The 16,707-nt window shown below is 45.2% G+C and carries 13 protein-coding genes; 7 read left to right on the top strand and 6 right to left on the bottom strand.

The window, feature by feature from the left end:
* The 3 genes from SK066_RS02515 (at position 1) to SK066_RS02505 (ending at position 4,437) form a co-directional block, all read left to right on the top strand.
* Positions 1 to 1,338 (top strand): hypothetical protein, encoded by a 1,338-nt coding sequence (locus SK066_RS02515; RefSeq protein WP_320543527.1) that lies wholly within the window; start codon positions 1 to 3, stop codon positions 1,336 to 1,338.
* A gap of 51 nt (positions 1,339 to 1,389) precedes the next feature.
* Entirely contained in the window at positions 1,390 to 2,724 is a 1,335-nt protein-coding gene (locus tag SK066_RS02510; protein WP_320543526.1) for a hypothetical protein, read from the top strand.
* A 297-nt stretch (positions 2,725 to 3,021) separates the two neighbouring features.
* The gene (locus tag SK066_RS02505; protein ID WP_188774276.1) at positions 3,022 to 4,437 is read left to right on the top strand and encodes a DNA-binding protein; all 1,416 of its coding nucleotides are present in this window, start codon (positions 3,022 to 3,024) and stop codon (positions 4,435 to 4,437) included.
* 129 nt (positions 4,438 to 4,566) lie between these two features.
* Here SK066_RS02505 and abc-f read toward each other — a convergent pair whose 3' ends face one another.
* Together abc-f and SK066_RS02495 are read right to left on the bottom strand one after the other, a co-directional pair.
* On the bottom strand, positions 4,567 to 6,201 hold the full coding sequence (abc-f, locus tag SK066_RS02500) for a ribosomal protection-like ABC-F family protein (RefSeq protein ID WP_320543525.1): 1,635 nt from the start codon (positions 6,199 to 6,201) through the stop codon (positions 4,567 to 4,569).
* Between the two features lie 711 nt (positions 6,202 to 6,912).
* Positions 6,913 to 7,491: a VanZ family protein gene (locus SK066_RS02495; protein WP_320543524.1), complete on the bottom strand. Its 579-nt coding sequence runs from the start codon at positions 7,489 to 7,491 to the stop codon at positions 6,913 to 6,915.
* Positions 7,492 to 8,048: 557 nt separating this feature from the next.
* On the opposite strand from SK066_RS02495, the gene SK066_RS02490 reads away from it, so the two are divergent.
* The gene (locus SK066_RS02490; RefSeq protein ID WP_320543523.1) at positions 8,049 to 8,543 is read left to right on the top strand and encodes a pyridoxamine 5'-phosphate oxidase family protein; all 495 of its coding nucleotides are present in this window, start codon (positions 8,049 to 8,051) and stop codon (positions 8,541 to 8,543) included.
* 281 nt (positions 8,544 to 8,824) lie between these two features.
* Here the strand turns inward: SK066_RS02490 and SK066_RS02485 are convergent, their stop codons facing one another.
* A complete protein-coding gene (locus SK066_RS02485) occupies positions 8,825 to 9,037 on the bottom strand; it encodes a hypothetical protein (protein WP_320543522.1) in 213 nt (70 codons plus the stop codon).
* Positions 9,038 to 9,325: 288 nt separating this feature from the next.
* On the opposite strand from SK066_RS02485, the gene SK066_RS02480 reads away from it, so the two are divergent.
* Complete coding sequence (locus SK066_RS02480) at positions 9,326 to 10,888, top strand: FAD-dependent oxidoreductase (protein WP_320543521.1); 1,563 nt, start codon at positions 9,326 to 9,328, stop codon at positions 10,886 to 10,888.
* Between the two features lie 354 nt (positions 10,889 to 11,242).
* On the opposite strand, the gene SK066_RS02475 is transcribed toward SK066_RS02480, so the two are convergent.
* Entirely contained in the window at positions 11,243 to 11,980 is a 738-nt protein-coding gene (locus SK066_RS02475) for an SDR family oxidoreductase (RefSeq protein ID WP_320544784.1), read from the bottom strand.
* Between the two features lie 61 nt (positions 11,981 to 12,041).
* Complete coding sequence (locus tag SK066_RS02470; RefSeq protein ID WP_320543520.1) at positions 12,042 to 12,311, bottom strand: Atu4866 domain-containing protein; 270 nt, start codon at positions 12,309 to 12,311, stop codon at positions 12,042 to 12,044.
* Positions 12,312 to 12,483: 172 nt separating this feature from the next.
* On the opposite strand from SK066_RS02470, the gene SK066_RS02465 reads away from it, so the two are divergent.
* The gene (locus SK066_RS02465; RefSeq protein ID WP_320543519.1) at positions 12,484 to 13,425 is read left to right on the top strand and encodes an AraC family transcriptional regulator; all 942 of its coding nucleotides are present in this window, start codon (positions 12,484 to 12,486) and stop codon (positions 13,423 to 13,425) included.
* A 160-nt stretch (positions 13,426 to 13,585) separates the two neighbouring features.
* Here SK066_RS02465 and SK066_RS02460 read toward each other — a convergent pair whose 3' ends face one another.
* Positions 13,586 to 13,924 (bottom strand): YrhK family protein, encoded by a 339-nt coding sequence (locus SK066_RS02460; RefSeq protein ID WP_320543518.1) that lies wholly within the window; start codon positions 13,922 to 13,924, stop codon positions 13,586 to 13,588.
* Positions 13,925 to 14,051: 127 nt separating this feature from the next.
* Between SK066_RS02460 and SK066_RS02455 the strand changes: the two genes are divergently transcribed.
* Positions 14,052 to 16,340, top strand: coding sequence for a hypothetical protein (locus SK066_RS02455; protein WP_320543517.1), 2,289 nt, complete (start codon positions 14,052 to 14,054; stop codon positions 16,338 to 16,340).
* Positions 16,341 to 16,707 lie beyond the last annotated feature (367 nt).

Here is a 16,707-nt window from a genome sequence, read left to right as displayed (position 1 = left end):
ATGACGAATCAGCAAAGTGTGAGTTATAAACTAAAAATGGAGCTGGTTCGCCAGGGCTACACTTTAAGTAGCTTTAGTAAGTTATCTGGCATTAATCGTGGGGTACTCAGTTCAACGTTAAATGATCCACCCACCAGGTCGTTATCTATGAATCAGATTAATCAAATGAATCAAGCTCTTAATTTCCCTGTAGGCTGGCTCTATGAAGAATATGCGCAAGAACTTATTGCTGATATAGAGACTGTCAGCTGGCGAAAAATCAAAGATTTGCTAACTCACTGTGTACAAATCAAAAAAATGAATCTGATTCAAACAGTTCTTGATGCACTGAAAGACACAGCGACATACATGAACTACATTTTCGACTTGGCCGAGGAACTCATAGAACAGGAACTCATAGAACAAGGTGAGGATACCCAATTAAGTATGTTTTATCAATACATTCTAGATCACGAATCCAATTTACATGCAGAACGATTCGCGATAAGTCAGTATCGTTTATTTCGAATCAGTCTGGGTTTAGACGTGCATAAAATTTTAAAGTGGAAGATTCAATTCGCTCCCCAAAGACATGCCTTGCCATTTCATCTGAAACTTGATGCTTTGGCACAATTAAGTAACGTAGCATTTGCATTCAAAGAATGGGATGAATTAAGACAATATGGTGAAGAACTTGTTGCTACTACTATGATGATATACAATTCACCGCCAGAATATAAGTATTCTTGCATCAAGAAAGCAGAGCGTTCTTTGCTAGTTTATTATGGAAAAGGTCATATTGCTCAAGCTGCTGGCTGGGAATACAGCGGTAACTACGAGGAAGCACAAAAGATGATCTCTTATTACGAAGACTTAAGTTGGTTTGAGTTCACAGATCCTACTGATAAAATTCAGTTAGAAAAATTCTATATTATCGCTAAATGTAATCGATATAATACGGAACTTTATCTAGGGAATAACAGCGTGCTTAAATCGTATATAGATTATTTGGAGTTCTTTCCAGAAGAGCAACCTGCTAGCATAGAGGTGATTATAAAAACCAGTATTATGTACGGTTGGGATATTGATGATATCTTAGAAAAATATCATGATGTGATTTACCCTCCTGATATTTCCCAGTACCTTCAGACAACAACGTATTATTCTATATTTATCGAACTCAACCGCTACACTACTATCTATCATGACCTGGCTTTATATTACTTTGAACGCAAAGGAAGTACAGAACAACTAGAACACGTACTATCAACTCTCAAATCACATATTGAGAAATATGATCGAATTCATACTTTTGATAGTACAGAATTATTTGAAAAGCTGTATAAGTTCTACTTTTAAGCTGTAGGGAACACTCGCTAACTGCATAAATTATTAAAGGAGCGTAGTTCCATGACAAATCCACGAAGTGTGCGATATGAATTGAAAACGGAGCTGGTTCGCCAAGGATATACATTAAGTAGTTTCAGCAAAATATCGGGTGTAAATCGTGGCGTACTAAGTTCCACGTTAAGTGATCCTCCTACCAAATCATTATCTATGAATCAGCTTAATCAGATGAGCGAAGCACTTCATCTTCCCGTGGGATGGTTGTATAAGCAATATGCAGAAGAGTTGATAAAAGATATTGAGCATGTGAGTTGGCGGAAAGTGAAAGATTTGCTGACTCATTGTCTCATATTGAATAAAGTTAGTTTGATTAAAATGATGTTGGACGCATTGGAGGATAAAACAGCATATGTAAATTATATTTTTGAGTTAGCAGAAGAAGTTATAGAGCAGGGATCTCAAGCTGACTTGCAAATGTTTTATCAATATGTACTAGATTATGAATCTAATCCGCATACAGAGCGATTTGCAGTAAGTCAATATCGTTTATTTCGTGCGAATTTGGGATTAGATTTACAACAAAATTTTAAAGCCATGATTCAGTTTGCCCCTTATCGCCACACATTGCCTCTGTATTTGAAGTTAGACGCGCTGGCGCAATTAATACATGTATCGTATGCTCTTAAAGATTGGGAAGTCTTAAACGAGTATGGAAAAGAACTCGTGAACACTGCAAATCTAGCTTATAAAGAAAAGTCGAAACAATCACATATAAGCACAAAAAAACATGAGCGTCCTTTGATCGTTTATTTTGGAAAGGGTTATACTGCTCAATTTATAAAATGGGAACATAGTGGCAATTATGAAGAAGCAAAAAAATTAATTCCTTATTATGAGGACTTAAGTTGGGTAACTAAAGTAGATCCCTTAGATACTGAGAGTAGGATCTCTGTAGAAAAACATGCTATCTATGCCAAATGTAATCGGTACAATCTGGAACTCTTACAAGGAAATTATAGTGCCCTCAAGCCTTATGTAGACTATCTTGAGTTTTTTCCTGAAGAACATCCAGCTAGTTTGACAATTATAATAAAGGCAAGCAATATGCATAAATGGGATATAGATGAAATTTTAGAAAAGTACCATCATATCATCTATCCTTCTAATATTTTAGATTATTTACAAAGGATAACAAGCTACTCTATGATTGTAGAAATAAATAGGTATATTAATATTTATTACGAATTAGCTTTATATTATTTTGAACGTAAAAAAAATAAGGATGATTTAGAGCATATATTATCTGTATTAAAGTCTAATATTGAAAAATATAATCGCCTCTATTCATTTGATAGTACTCAATTATTTGAGAAGATTTCCAAGTTCTATTTAGCTTAAAGCGATAGATTTGAATATGTTTGACATATTATTAATTACTTAAAATAAGAATTACTACTTCGGTGGTGATTCTTATTTTTGCATAGAATCATATTTTTATCTGGCAATTTATATACTTACCTTTATCGAAAAGCTGTATATGATGTTTCCTATTTTCGATACCTATTTTCCGTTTTTACAATTAAAAGTAATTGACCATGGTTCAAGCTCTAATATATAATGTAATAAATTTGAAATCATGGGTTAACTGGGGCGCTATACACGGGAAACTTTTACCTTAAAGGGGTGTGTTCGGTTATGATTACCAACACCACAACCATACGTTTGGAGATTGAAAAGGGAATACGTCAACGAGGACACTCCCTCAGCAGTTTCGGCAAGCTTGCCGGGATCAATCGCGGGATTATTAGCGGTATTTTAAATGGTAATCCGCCAAAATCCATTTCCATCCGCCAGCTCGATCTGATGGCTGAAGCACTCGGTCATGAAGAAGGCTGGATGTATGAATATTATGTGGATGAATGTTTTATTAACGAAAAAGCAGATTGGCGTCGGATTAAAGCGTTCTTACTGCGATGTACAGAGATTGGGCGTTATGACTGCATTCAGGCGGTTCTTGATCGTTTGATGGAGGATTTGTCGAATACGATTTCTGTATTTGGATTGGCAGAAGAGTTATATGAAGAAGGAAAAGTGAAGGAAGCTATTCCTTTTTATGAATGCGTTATCGAAAATGAGAAGCATCAGCATTCGGAGAGGCTCGCTATTGCGCATTATCGAGTATTTCGGGCTTCGATTGGCGAAAATACAGAAGAGAACTTTAGAGCAACGATTAGATTTGAACCTTTTAGAGATAGACTTCCTGAAAGATTCATGTTAGATGGATTATTAAGACTTGCTAGTGTCTATTACACAATGGAAAATTGGTATTACCTAGAAAGATGTGGCGACGAACTAATTCGCTTGAGTCATGCTGTTTATAATGAACAAAAAAAGTATAAGCAAGAAACTGGTAACTATCCCGAACTCAATACAGAGCGTAGGTTAGTAGTATATTATGGACAAGGTTATCTCATTAAAGCATTGGCATTAGAATATTTAAAAAGATACGACGAAGCAAAAAAATTAATTTCTTCATACTCAGACCTAAGTTGGTTTGAGATTCTTGATGAAACAGGCATAAAAGAAGTTGAGAAGTTTAAACTTTTTGCAACAGCTAATATGCACAACTTAAACTTACTTTCTGGAGACTTCTCTTATTTAAATGAGTACGTTGATTTTCTTCATGCCAATCCCTTGGAAATTCTTCCAAGTTTAAGCATAATACTGCAATCCGCTAATGAACATAATATTGAAATTGATAATGTAGTAAATAAGCTACTAGAAAACCTTCTAACTTATGATCATTCTGATAAAAATTATTATTCCCAGACTAATTCAATAAATCGCTATGTAGATCTTTATTATCAATTAGCAGTATACGAATTTAGACGAGAGAATTATACTAAAGGCATAAATCATTTACTCGAAAGTTTAAGTATCTCCTTCAATATTTCGAATAGAACTAAAACACTGGAACGTGTATTACTCTTTGAACAGTTTAGACATGTAGCCAATTCAGACCAATTAGAGTTATTTAATCAAATTATAAAGGAGGCTAACCAATATGAAAAAGCTAGTTTATACGTTAGTACTAGTAGTAGGTTTGATTAGTCTAATTCCTTCTGGAAATATTCATCAAAGTCCAGTTATTACTACTCAAAGTAATGGACTTGGTGCATAATTCTCATTTATACCTGACAAAAGCCTGATCACTTAATTAAGTGATCAGGCTTTTGTCATTTAAACCAACTCATGTTCTTTATAATCCTCATAATTCCCAATCGTCACCTTCAACTTCCCATCCTGCAAATTCCACACCTGCTCCGCAATCCGATTAATGAAATACCGATCATGCGATACAGCAAGAATCGTACCTGGGAACTCCTCCAGCGCTTCTTCCAGCGCCTCGCGTGCAGAAATGTCCAGATGGTTTGTTGGTTCGTCCAGAATTAGTAGATTCGGGCGCTGGTGCATTAGGATCGCCAATCGTAGACGGCTCCATTCGCCGCCGGATAGGCCGGAAACTTTTTTGAATACGTCGGCACCGTAGAATAGGAATTTGGCAAGTTGTCCGCGGGCGGCGCCTTCTTCCATGCGGGCGTGTACTTTGAACCATTCCAGCACGGTTTCACCTGCATCGGGTGGTGCTGCCTCCTGTGCTAGATAGCCGACATCGGCGCGGGAGCCGATTCGGATCGTACCGGCATCGGTTTGATCCTCGCCGAGAATCATGCGCAGCAGTGTCGTTTTCCCTGCTCCGTTTCCGCCGATAATCGTGGCGTGCTCGCCATAGCGCAGCAGTGCGCTCGCTTCCTGAAGCAGCATACGCTCGCCGTGACTTTTCCATACTTGCTCCAGTACGAGTACACGTTCACCTGAACGTCCCTTTTGACGCCATTCCAGATCCATACGAGCCTGATCCATGACCGGGCGCTTGACCTTTTCCATCCGATCCAATGCTTTTTGCATCGATGCAGCACGGCGGTGGAAGCCGGGGTTCGGTGGATTGGAGCGATTGCCCCAATCGATCAGGCGCTTGATCGATTCCTTAATGCGCTTGATTTCCTTTTGCTGCTCCTGATAATCCTCGAATTGGCGCACGAGTCGGCGCTGCTTTTCATCTCGATAAGCTGAATAGTTCATCGGGTAGGCGGTCGCTTCTCCATCCTCCAGCTCGATAATTTCCTGTACGATGCGATCGAGGAAATAGCGGTCGTGTGAGATCACGACGACGGTTGCACTGGAATGCGCGATAAAGTTCTCCAGCCAGACGACAGCTTCCATATCCAGATGGTTGGTCGGTTCGTCCAGTAGTAAAATATCCGGGTTGGTCAGCAGCATGGCAGCTAATGCCACTCTTGTCTTTTCGCCACCGGACAGCTTATCGACAGGCTCATCGTAATATTTAGCTGGAATGCCCAGACCGTTGGCAATGCTATCGATACGGGCGGACATTTCGTAGCCGCCTGCTTGCTCGAAGCGCTCCAGGGCATCGCCATAATCGCGAATTGCTTTGTCCAGCGCTTGTTCGCTCTGGTCTGCATCGCTCATACGCAGCGCAAGCTGCTCCATCCGCTCCTGTAGTGCCAGCAGATCGCTGAAGCTGCTACGCAGAATCGACATGACGGTCGTGCCTGCGGCATAGTCTGGCACCTGTGCTAGATAGCCGACCTTGGCACCCTTTTGAATGTGTACATTGCCCTGGTAGGGACGTTCCTGACCGGATAGCAGGCGAAATAGCGTTGTTTTCCCTGCTCCGTTCATTCCGATTAGACCAACCTTGCGGCCGCTGTGAATTTCTAATGTAACGCTGGAGAGCACCTGCTGTGCTCCGTAATATTGTTGTACCTGATGACAGGCGATCATAATAGACATGTATATTCTCCTCATCGGGCAGCATACCGCCATCTCGATGTGCTTTTTGCAAAGGAATCGTTAGATGGGCAGAAATGTGCCAATTATTTGTAATGGTGGATGATGGAGAAATGCATGCTACTGCCTGTCAGCCGATAGGCATAGGCTTGCTGTGATTGCCGGATATGCTTGCTTGATCCTCGACTCTGCATCGTAACGATATCAGATCGCTTCTCGAAAAGGACAGCGAGCGGATAATCTTACTCTAGCGACGTCTATGATCCAAGACTAGCGTCAGCATCGGCAAACATATAAAAAAGCCACAGGTAATCATACCTGCGGCTTAAATCATAGCAATTCGGTGGTTGTCTGTAACACAGACGAACAGCGATCATCAATCTGTAATAGTGGTGTACAACAAAGGTACAGCAAACTATCGCAGTGCGACACACTCGCGGTGTATCCCGATTACGCTGAACAGTTACTCAAATAACCCGACCGAGGCTGAAGGCAGGAGCGGCATTTCGCCATTTTTGTAGTATTCATTTTTGGACAGACTTCTCCCGTCTTCATAAAATGTGTTTGAAATACTAAAAACGCCTTGCACTCTGCAATCTAGCGTCATAGAAAATGGGAAATTCAACATCCTGCCTCACCTCCTTGGTATAACGTCTGATCCAGCACCCCATGTTCCTTCCCGGGAACGATGGACTGATTCACACGTCGTTGTTATTACTTTTTTACCACGACTGGAAGCCATCTGGCAAGCCTTTTTTTACCAAAGGTGGTCTGGCAAAGTAATCGCAGCAGCTCCCAGCCAATCATAGCACCGATAAAATTAAAGATCACATCGTTGATATCTACCGTACGATACGTGTAGCCTAGCACCAGATTAAGCAGTCCCTGTAGCACTTCGATCGTCACCCCAATGCCAAGCGCATAGAGCAGCATCCGCTTGCGATGCATCGGTATTAAAAGTGGTAACAGGATGCCATATGGAACGGTCATCACAATGTTCAAATAATTGGACTTATCCTGAAAGATCGAGCTGTAATACTGAGAATGAAAAGGAATCAGGTTGAGTCGCACCATCCCGTGCTCCCCCATCGCTGTACGCATCAGCTCGATCAATTGCGAATGAATCGGAAAAGGGAAAAACGTGTATCGAATTACATTAAGCATATATATACCGAATAATCCGGCGACAAGTAGCCATGATACTGGCTTGCGGTAGACCGATTGCGCAATTAGCAAGCCCGCTGCGACGATCATCAAGCCAATTACCCAGATAAAAGCATTAAATGTGAGCATCCTCTCTCTCCTGTTCTGTACATCTGTACTTTATGTTCTATATATTGACCCTCGGGTGAGTAGCTCAGTTGAAGCTGTACAGGTGTATTCGTTATATGATCCGTTATATTGTGAAGCATGGACTCTTAACGGTTACATGAAATGGACTACAATTGGCAAGCTGGTTTATAAACACATAGGCAATACTCACGAAGATGATCTAACGATAACCGAATAAGTAGCCCCGAACCCAATGAACAACTCTGAGCTTATGAATGGCTCTAAGCTTATGAGCTATTGTAAAGGCTGGCGCTCCCATGTGCAAAATGTCGTTGCTCCCTGTACGATAGCTATGTATCGTGTACATAGTGTAATGGGGCATGCATATAGCGGAGGTAACATAGTGTAATAGAACAATATAGCGGATCGGCTGAGTAACCATAGCAGAGCAGCTGAATAATCGCCCTTCCTCTCCCCTTGATCACCATACTCTATACGATTCAATATTTTGCAAGATTCTATAAGATCACGTTATACAACGTACAAAAATAGAGGCTACAGCACTGGAGGTTACGAAGATGAATGATCAGACGATCCATACCGATTCACAGCAGCCCCCTGCTTCACTACCAACAACGCTACAATCGCTCTGGAATGGGCAGGAGCTGGAGCATAAGCAGCATCTAGCTATGCCGCTGCTTACGATTAGCGAGGATGGCTATCCGCATCAGGCGATGGTTAGTGCAGGTGAGGTGCTAGCGATAGATGAGCAGACCCTGCGTATTGCACTGTGGAGGGGCACGAATACGACAGCTAATCTGCGGCGAGATGGCAAGGCATTGCTGACAGTAGTCGTGGATGGCGTGTCCTACGCCTTACGTTTACAGGTAGAAGCATTGCCTGAGCTACCGGATGCAGCCTATCCACGCGCACGATTCCAGGCGAGAATCCAGCATATACGTGAGGATGTAGCGAAATATGCTGAGCTATTAACTGGCGTAACGTATCGTTTGCATGAGCCAGAGCAGGTGCTCGAACGCTGGCGGCTGACGCTGGAAGAGCTGCGGCGATAAGGGGAAATGGGTTGGGGTTGGGGTTGGGGTTGGGGTTGGGGTTGGGGTTGGGGTTGGGGTTGGGGTTGGGGTTGGGGTTGGGGTTGGGGTTGGGGTTGGGGTTGGGGTTGGGGTTGGGCTAGCACGTTCTGCTACCCATGCGTGCACGATCGCTCGTTATTTTGAATGTTGCATCACTAAAAAAGCCGTCATTTTCGAGCAGCTAGCTGGCTACTGGAGAATGACGGCTTTTAGTGTTTTTATTGCGCTGTCTTCCATTCCTTACACTACGATGCGCTGGCTTATTTCCGACTATTGCCGCGCTTTTGCATCGTACGGCGAATGAACTTTTGAATCAGAATCGGCAGTACAAAAGTGAGCACAGCGACAACCATCAGTGCATAAGCATAGATCCGATCCGGGCTGGAAGGATTACGCAAAATAATCGAAAAGGCAATCACGATGATAGCAAGGCAGGTGATGCCTCGTATAATTAGCATCGTTCTCATGTTCATAGGGAAATAGCTCCTGTTCTATAGTCTTCTGATTTTCACCGATATCGGCTCGCTGTCGCAGCTCAAGCTAGAGAACAGCGCATCGGTGACTATGTGCTTTTATTATACATGTTCTAGCCTCCTCCTACATGCTGCTACGTTATATAGATGTGTTGGATATATGAACGATATCATCTCATTCAACAACGGGCTGACCGTGTACAAAGCTTTATCTGGTTAGACTTCTTCCTGAAAGTGGTAATGAGAGGTAGCGAAAACGACCTATCATCCACAATAAGGAGGACTTTTATGAAATACGATTCGAATCGCGATCTCACACGCAAGACAGCAGAAACAGAGCTGCCTGAGAAGCCTTATTCCTTCTGGCGAGCAACAACCGAGTTCCCTGCTTTTCCCACGCTGGAACAGGAGCTGGATACTGAGATTGCTGTCGTGGGAGCAGGCATTACCGGGATTACGGCGGCCTATTTGCTTGTTTTGGAAGGACGTAAGGTTGTGCTGGTGGAGGGAGACCGAGTGCTCAATGGTACGACAGGTCATACCACTGCGAAAGTCACCTCGCAGCATGGACTGATCTATGATCATCTGCGTAGCCATTTTAGCGATGAGCAGGCACGGCTCTATTATGAAGGCGCAGAAGAAGCGAAGGCATTTATGCAGCAGCTTGTTCAGGATAACGGCATCGACTGCGATTGGCAGGAGGAAACAGCCTATATATATGCCGAGAATGAGGATGGCGGATTAAAACAGCTCAAAAAAGAAATGGACGCCTATCGTGAGTTAGGTTTGCCAGGTGAATGGGTGGAGTCTCTGCCGATCCCACTGTCGATCGAAGGCGCGATTGCTTTACCGGGACAGGCACGTTTTCATCCGCTACAGTATTTGAAATTTCTGCTGCTGGAGTTTTTGCGTCTCGGTGGCACAATCTATGAAAATACGATGATCAGCGAGGTCGAGAATGAGGAGCGTCCGCGCTTACTCGTGCAGGATCGTGACTTTGGTATACGCTGTGATACGGTGATTTCTGGCTCGCATTATCCGGTAACTGACCAGAATGGCTTTTATTTTGCCCGCTTACAGCCAGAGCGTTCGTACACGCTGGCGATTCGTGCGGAAACGCCATTTGAAGGCGGCATGTATATTAGCGCGGACGAGCCAAAGCATTCACTGCGTTCGGCGACCTTTGACGACCAGCAGTATATTATTGTCGGTGGTAAAGGTCACCGCACCGGGCAGGAAGGCGATACGATTATGCATTATGCAGATCTGGAGATGTTCGCAGGGAATCTGTTCGGGTTGCATGATATTCCATATCGCTGGTCGTCTCAAGACCTGTATTCTCTGGATAAGCTACCGTGTATTGGACAGCTCACCTCGGATACGCCTAACATTCTTGTCGGCACCGCTTATGCTAAATGGGGCATGACTACAGGGACGCTCGCTGCGATCATGCTCACCGATCAGGTGATGGGGCGTGACAATCGGTATGCAGAGCTATTCGATCCTGCTCGTAAAACTCCGTTTCTGAAACGAATGCAAACAGCAGTCGAGCACAATATGACGGTAGCAAAGGAACTGGTTACCGGCAAGCTCGATTTTAATCGGCATAAGGCAGAGGATCTCAAGCCTGATCAGGGTGCGGTAGTCTGGCAGCGTGGTAAACGTACCGGAGCTTACCGCGATCCCGAGGGCAATCTGCATCTGGTGGATACGACCTGTACGCATATGGGCTGTGAGGTACAGTGGAATGAGGCTGAGCGCTCATGGGACTGCCCCTGTCATGGTGGACGATTTGATTATAAAGGCGAGGTGCTGGAAGGGCCGCCTACGGAACCGCTGAAAAAGCGCTGATTGAGCAGAAATTCTATTCGATGAATCGTAGGTAGCTCTACGTAAAGTAGGTTACCCTGCTTACCTACTTTCTCGCCTGCCTATACGTGCATTGTATGAGCTTGAGCTCCTGCATGGAAAGCATCATGCACAGCGTCTGTAGAACATAGCATTCGCTTGTGATAGGTACTATTGCTAGATCATTATGTACAATAACCATCCTGATCTCGCCAAACTGCGAAATGCAGGGCGGCTTGCTACAGAGCCTAGCGCAAACGAAAAGCTCGGACATGTATGATGCATGTGTCCGAGCTTTTTGTGCTATGTTGCCAGGCTATTTGTATACTTACCATCGAATGCATTTTGTCTCTGCATTTAGCTACTCGCCTTCGAAGGGCGTACCACCATCTCGTTCACATCGACACCCTCAGGCTGGGCAATCGCATAGGCAATAGCTTCGGCGATCGCTTGAGAAGGCAAGGCGATACGGCGATATTCTCGCATCGCTGCACGAGCATGCTCATCTGAGATCGTATCTGCCAGCTCAGATTCCGTTACACCTGGCGAGATGAGGGTTACGCGAATCTCACGTTCGGTTTCCAAACGTAATCCCTCGGAGATCGCTCGTACTGCGTATTTGGTTGCACAGTATACAGAGGCAGTTGGTGTCACCTCATATGCACCGATAGAAGCGACATTAATGAATTGTCCGCCTCCCTGACTGCGCATCACAGGCAGACCTGCTGCGATTCCGTGTAGCACACCGCGAATATTCACATCGATCATCCGATTCCATTCATTGATCTTGCGCTCCTCCAGATTGGATAATGGCATCACACCTGCATTATTCACGATCACATCGACGCGCCCTAGCTTCTCTACTGCCGTCTGTACAAAAGCTTCCATCTGATCGCAATTCGTTACATCCAGCGCAAGATATTCGGCTGTTCCGCCCTCCTCACGAATCTGCGCGGTTAGTGCCTCCAGCCGTTCCACCCGTCTTGCGCCAAGCATAACCTTTGCTCCGCGTGCTGCTAACAAACGTGCAGTTGCTTCTCCGATCCCGCTGCTTGCTCCTGTAATCAAGACCACTTTTCCTTCCGTTCCATGCATAGGTTGTTGTGTATTCATACTTGCTCCTCCTCTAAAGGTTTAGTTATCAACAAAGCCTGAATTATTTTTGTCGGTAAAAAATCATGCCGCCGTGGTATAACACATCGCCCTGAAATTCCCCATCTGCGGTAAAGCCTGTATCATCCACATAATCAATATGATTGCCCTTAATGCTATAGCTTCCTGTATACGCACTGGCACGATGGCCACGGGCTTCATCATAACGTCCATTGGGCAGCAGCTCCTGCCTTATGACGCCATCTGCGGTCACCCACATCCCTACATAGTCGTGTGCTGCTTCAAGTCCACTCGGCTTCTGTCCTGCATTCATGCTGATTCCTCCTCTTGTTCGGGTTCTTATTCAGTATGACCCCTATGCCGTATAAGGAGGTAGAACGATCGACGCAAAAAATTGCCTATTTCGCGCAAGTCTATTCGCAGCGACACATAAGGGATATATAATAAGGGAAACGTGGAATGCGATCTACTAAAGGAGGATTCCTGTGAAATCAACAGCTACAGCGGATAAACGGACGATGGAGCAGCTGGATGAGCTTGCTAGGTTGATTGCCCAATTCTGTACAAGTGATGGTACGTACTCAACCGACTTCGCCCCATTATCACTCATTCGCAATGCAGAGGTTGCCGTTCCCGTCTATACCGTCTATGAACCGTCCATCTGTCTTGTTGCCCAGGGCAGCAAGCTTGTGATGCTAGGCGATGAGGCTTATCGTTATGGGCCTTCTCAATATTTTGCCGTATCAGTGGATCTGCCGATCTCGGGTCAGGTGAGCGAGGCGTTAGAGGAGCATCCTTATCTTGCTGTTCGGCTACAGATCGACCCTCAGCAGGTGGTGGAGTTCATTCAGAACAAGGAGCATGAGCGTACAGCTCGAGGAACAGCGGCACGCGGCTTATATGTGAGTCAGGCAACACCGGGCATGCTGGATGCGTTTCTGCGCCTTGTACGCCTGCTGGACACGCCAGAGGATATAGACGTATTAGCTCCGATGGCAGCACGCGAGATTCTATATCGTGCCCTACAGGATGGTCAGAGCGCTGTGCTGAGGCAGATGGCACCGGGTGCAGGGCATGCCGCTTCGATCGCTGAGGTGATTCGCCGCATACGCGAAAGCTATAATGAACCGCTACGGATCGAGGAGCTGGCAAGCGAAGCAGGCATGAGCTCTTCCTCCTTGCATCGTCACTTCCGTGAGGTCACAGCGATGAGCCCGCTACAATTTCAAAAGCAAATCCGGTTGCAGGAGGCGCGCCAGATGCTACTCAGCGAGCCGGTTCAGGCAGCGGAAGCTGCGTTTCGTGTCGGATATGAGAGCCCGTCGCAATTCAATCGGGAATATGCACGTTTATTCGGACGTCCGCCACTGAGCGATATCCGTCAATTACGCACACGAGCCGAAGCTCAAGTAGCCGTGGAAAATTAAAGAAACTGACGCCGATAGAGTACCGACGCCAGTTTACTGGATAGAGCTTTTTTAACTGTCCAAAAATAGGGGCTTTACTACCTGCGTTTCCAGTCTTTATTTATTCTACATGTAGTGTGATGGCTATATCACTTCGTTCCGAGCTGTATGATGTGACATGTCACTTCAAATTCACACTTTCCGAGGATTCATTTTGAATCCATTCGATATGAATTTTGCGTACTAAGCGAATGATCGCCCTAAATAACGTATTGGCATTACCGATAATAAACATGATCGTTCCCGTTTCCGTTTGCTTATGAAAAAAGAAATAACTACCGATCAGAAAACAGATCGTCGTAATGATATCGTTTAGCACACTCACCATCTCATAGCGGTTACTTGCTACGATCCGGCGACGCTTGAATTCGATGGCTAGCTTATAGGAATCTGGACGACGAATACAGATTTTTCGTTTCTTTTCTGGAGTTGGTTTCACTTCTGGTTGTTGTTTATTCATGATGCAACCCTCCCTTTGTGGCACTTACCCGCTATAAGAGAAGCTATAACAGCATTTGTCAAATTAGTAATAACTGTTTAATCTATAAATATACTATTTATTCCATAAAATGAAAAAGGATGAAACTATGCGATCTCGAAAACAAGCCCATCGACGCTCTCGTGTCCCCCTTATTGTTACCATTATCATTGCTGTTGTTGTAGTCGCTGTCGGTTCGTTTTTGCTAGTACGCGCAGGGATAGGAGGATGGTTCTCATCAGCAGATAAGCCAGGCGGCTCCGCTACAGAAGCGCCTGCGTATACGCTGCCGATTGTAGAAAAGGACGGCATCAAGCGCACGTCCACCGTCGTAGGTGAACAGCTGGCAACGTATGACGGCAAAAGCTGGCAGCCATCCTTCTGGGCAGGCATGAACCTGGGCGCTACCACACCCGGACATTATCCAGGTGAGCTGAGTCCAACTAAGGAGGATTATTTACGCTGGTTTCCTGAGATGAAGGCGATGAATATTCGTGTGCTGCGTATTTATACGATTTTGCCGCCTTATTTCTATGAAGCTTTACAGGAGTTTAATGCGACGCAAAAAGAGCCATTGTACCTCATGCAGGGTGTGTGGTCGCCAGAGGAAGAACTCATCGGTGAGGATGGCAAAGGACGCGATGCGTACACGCCTGAGATCACCGAGGCATTCAAGCAAGAGATTCAGGATGCTGTCGGCGCAATCCATGGCAAAGTGACCATTGCGGAAAAGCAAGGCCATGCACATGGTACATTTACAGCCGACGTCTCTCCCTATGTACTGGGCTGGGTAGTCGGAACGGAGTGGTATCCATTTGCTGTTGATGTGACGGACAAGGCGCATCCGAATCAGCCTCCGTATAAGGGGAAATATTTTAGTGCAGCATCGGACGCTACCGCATTTGAAAGCTGGGTTGCCAGTATGCTGGACGTAGCTGCTGAGGCCGATATGAAATACGGATGGCAGCATCCGATGTCCTTTACAAACTGGGTGACAACCGATCCGCTCTCTCATCCTAATGAACCGCTGGAGCAAGAGGATCTGGTATCCGTTGATCCGATGAATATTCAGCCAGTTAAGGATAGCTGGACAGCCGGGTATTTCTCTTCATATCATATTTATCCGTATTATCCGGATCTACTACGTCAGCAGCCGGAATACAAAACATTCAAAAAAGCCGATGGTACAAGCAGTGCCTATGCAGGCTATCTGAATGCGATGCGCAAGCATCATAAAGGGATACCGCTGATCGTTGCCGAGTACGGGATGCCAAGCTCGCGCGGGATGGCGCATTATGGCCCGAACGGACGTAATCAGGGCATGCATACGGAGCAGGAGCAAGGCACGCTGGATGCTGGACTGCTCAAAGACATTTATGACGAAGGTCTGGATGGCGCGCTATTATTCGAGTGGCAGGATGAATGGTTCAAATTCACCTGGAATACGATCGATATGGAGCCTGCCGACCGCCGCGCAATGTGGCGTAATCGTCTGACAAATGAGGAGCACTTCGGTGTGATTGCGGTCGAGCCTGACGCCAGTGTAGACGATATGATTCATCTGGATGGCAAAACCGAGGATTGGGCAAAGCGCCCGGATGTAGCAACGACCGATTATCCAGATATGACGATGCAAATGTCTCACGATGCCGCGAATCTTTACGTGAAGCTGGAAAAGAAAAACGGCAATTGGGATCTGGATAAGGATCAATTGTATGTCGGCTTCCAGACAACTGGGGATGGTAGTGTGACTGCGGACAAAGCACCAGCCATCACCTTCCCTGGTCCAATCGGATTCCTGCTAAGTATTGGAGAAGCCTCAGATAAGGGCGGTCATATCTACATCAATAGTGCCTACGATCAGCATACGTACCTGTATGGATATAGCCGCAAGGAGATTCCGTACGATGCAAAATATGCAGATGGCACCAAAGGCTACTTCCTTCCGTGGAAACTGGCGCTCAATCGCCAATTATATCTGCCACAAACGAAAGTAACGATGCCGTTCGAGGAGCTTGAAGTGGGCAAGCTGCATTACGGCATCAACGATCCGAATAGTCCGGACTTTAACAATCTGTCCGACTTTTATGTCAAAGACAATGTGATCGAAATGGCAATTCCGTGGATGCTGCTCGGCTTTATGGATCCAAGCAGTCATATGGCATGGGAGAATCCATACAAAGCTAAGGGCATCGCGCCACAGACCGTCGATGCCGTCAAAGCTAGCCCAGTTGTAGTCGCCAAATCCAGCTCCGCCACTGCCCAAGCCCCACAATTCGGCAGCTACACCTGGCAATCCTGGAACGAGCCTGTAACCCATGAACGCAAAAAGAAAAGCTACGACATCCTACAAAAAGCATTCGCTGAATACGCAGAGCCTGCAAAGAAAAATGATTAAAACCATCCATTCGCTACACAATTAGCAACCCAGAATGTACTCATCTATATCATTCAACTCTCCATACGCAGCCGGTTTATAAACATACCGGCTGCGTATTTATTTTGTATATTTATTTTATACATTCGCCTTATGCATCTATCTTACATATTCCCATTACTTCTTCCCCCAACACTTTTATATCCAAAGCATATACACCACTTATGTATATCAGCAGCACGGAACGAAGGGAAGGAAATAAGGGGAAAGGACGACTTTGGAGGGGCGGGAATCTTCATTCCTTCCTATTCCAAAAGATTCCCGCGGCTCCACCCGAGTCCGTCCCCTTATTCCTTCCCGGAGTGGTGCCTACTCCATACCATAAATC

It is taken from the genome of Paenibacillus hunanensis, from assembly GCF_034055775.1.
GTDB classification, from domain to species: Bacteria; Bacillota; Bacilli; order Paenibacillales; family Paenibacillaceae; genus Saccharibacillus; species Saccharibacillus hunanensis.
This window is presented reverse-complemented; position numbering and strand designations above follow the sequence as displayed.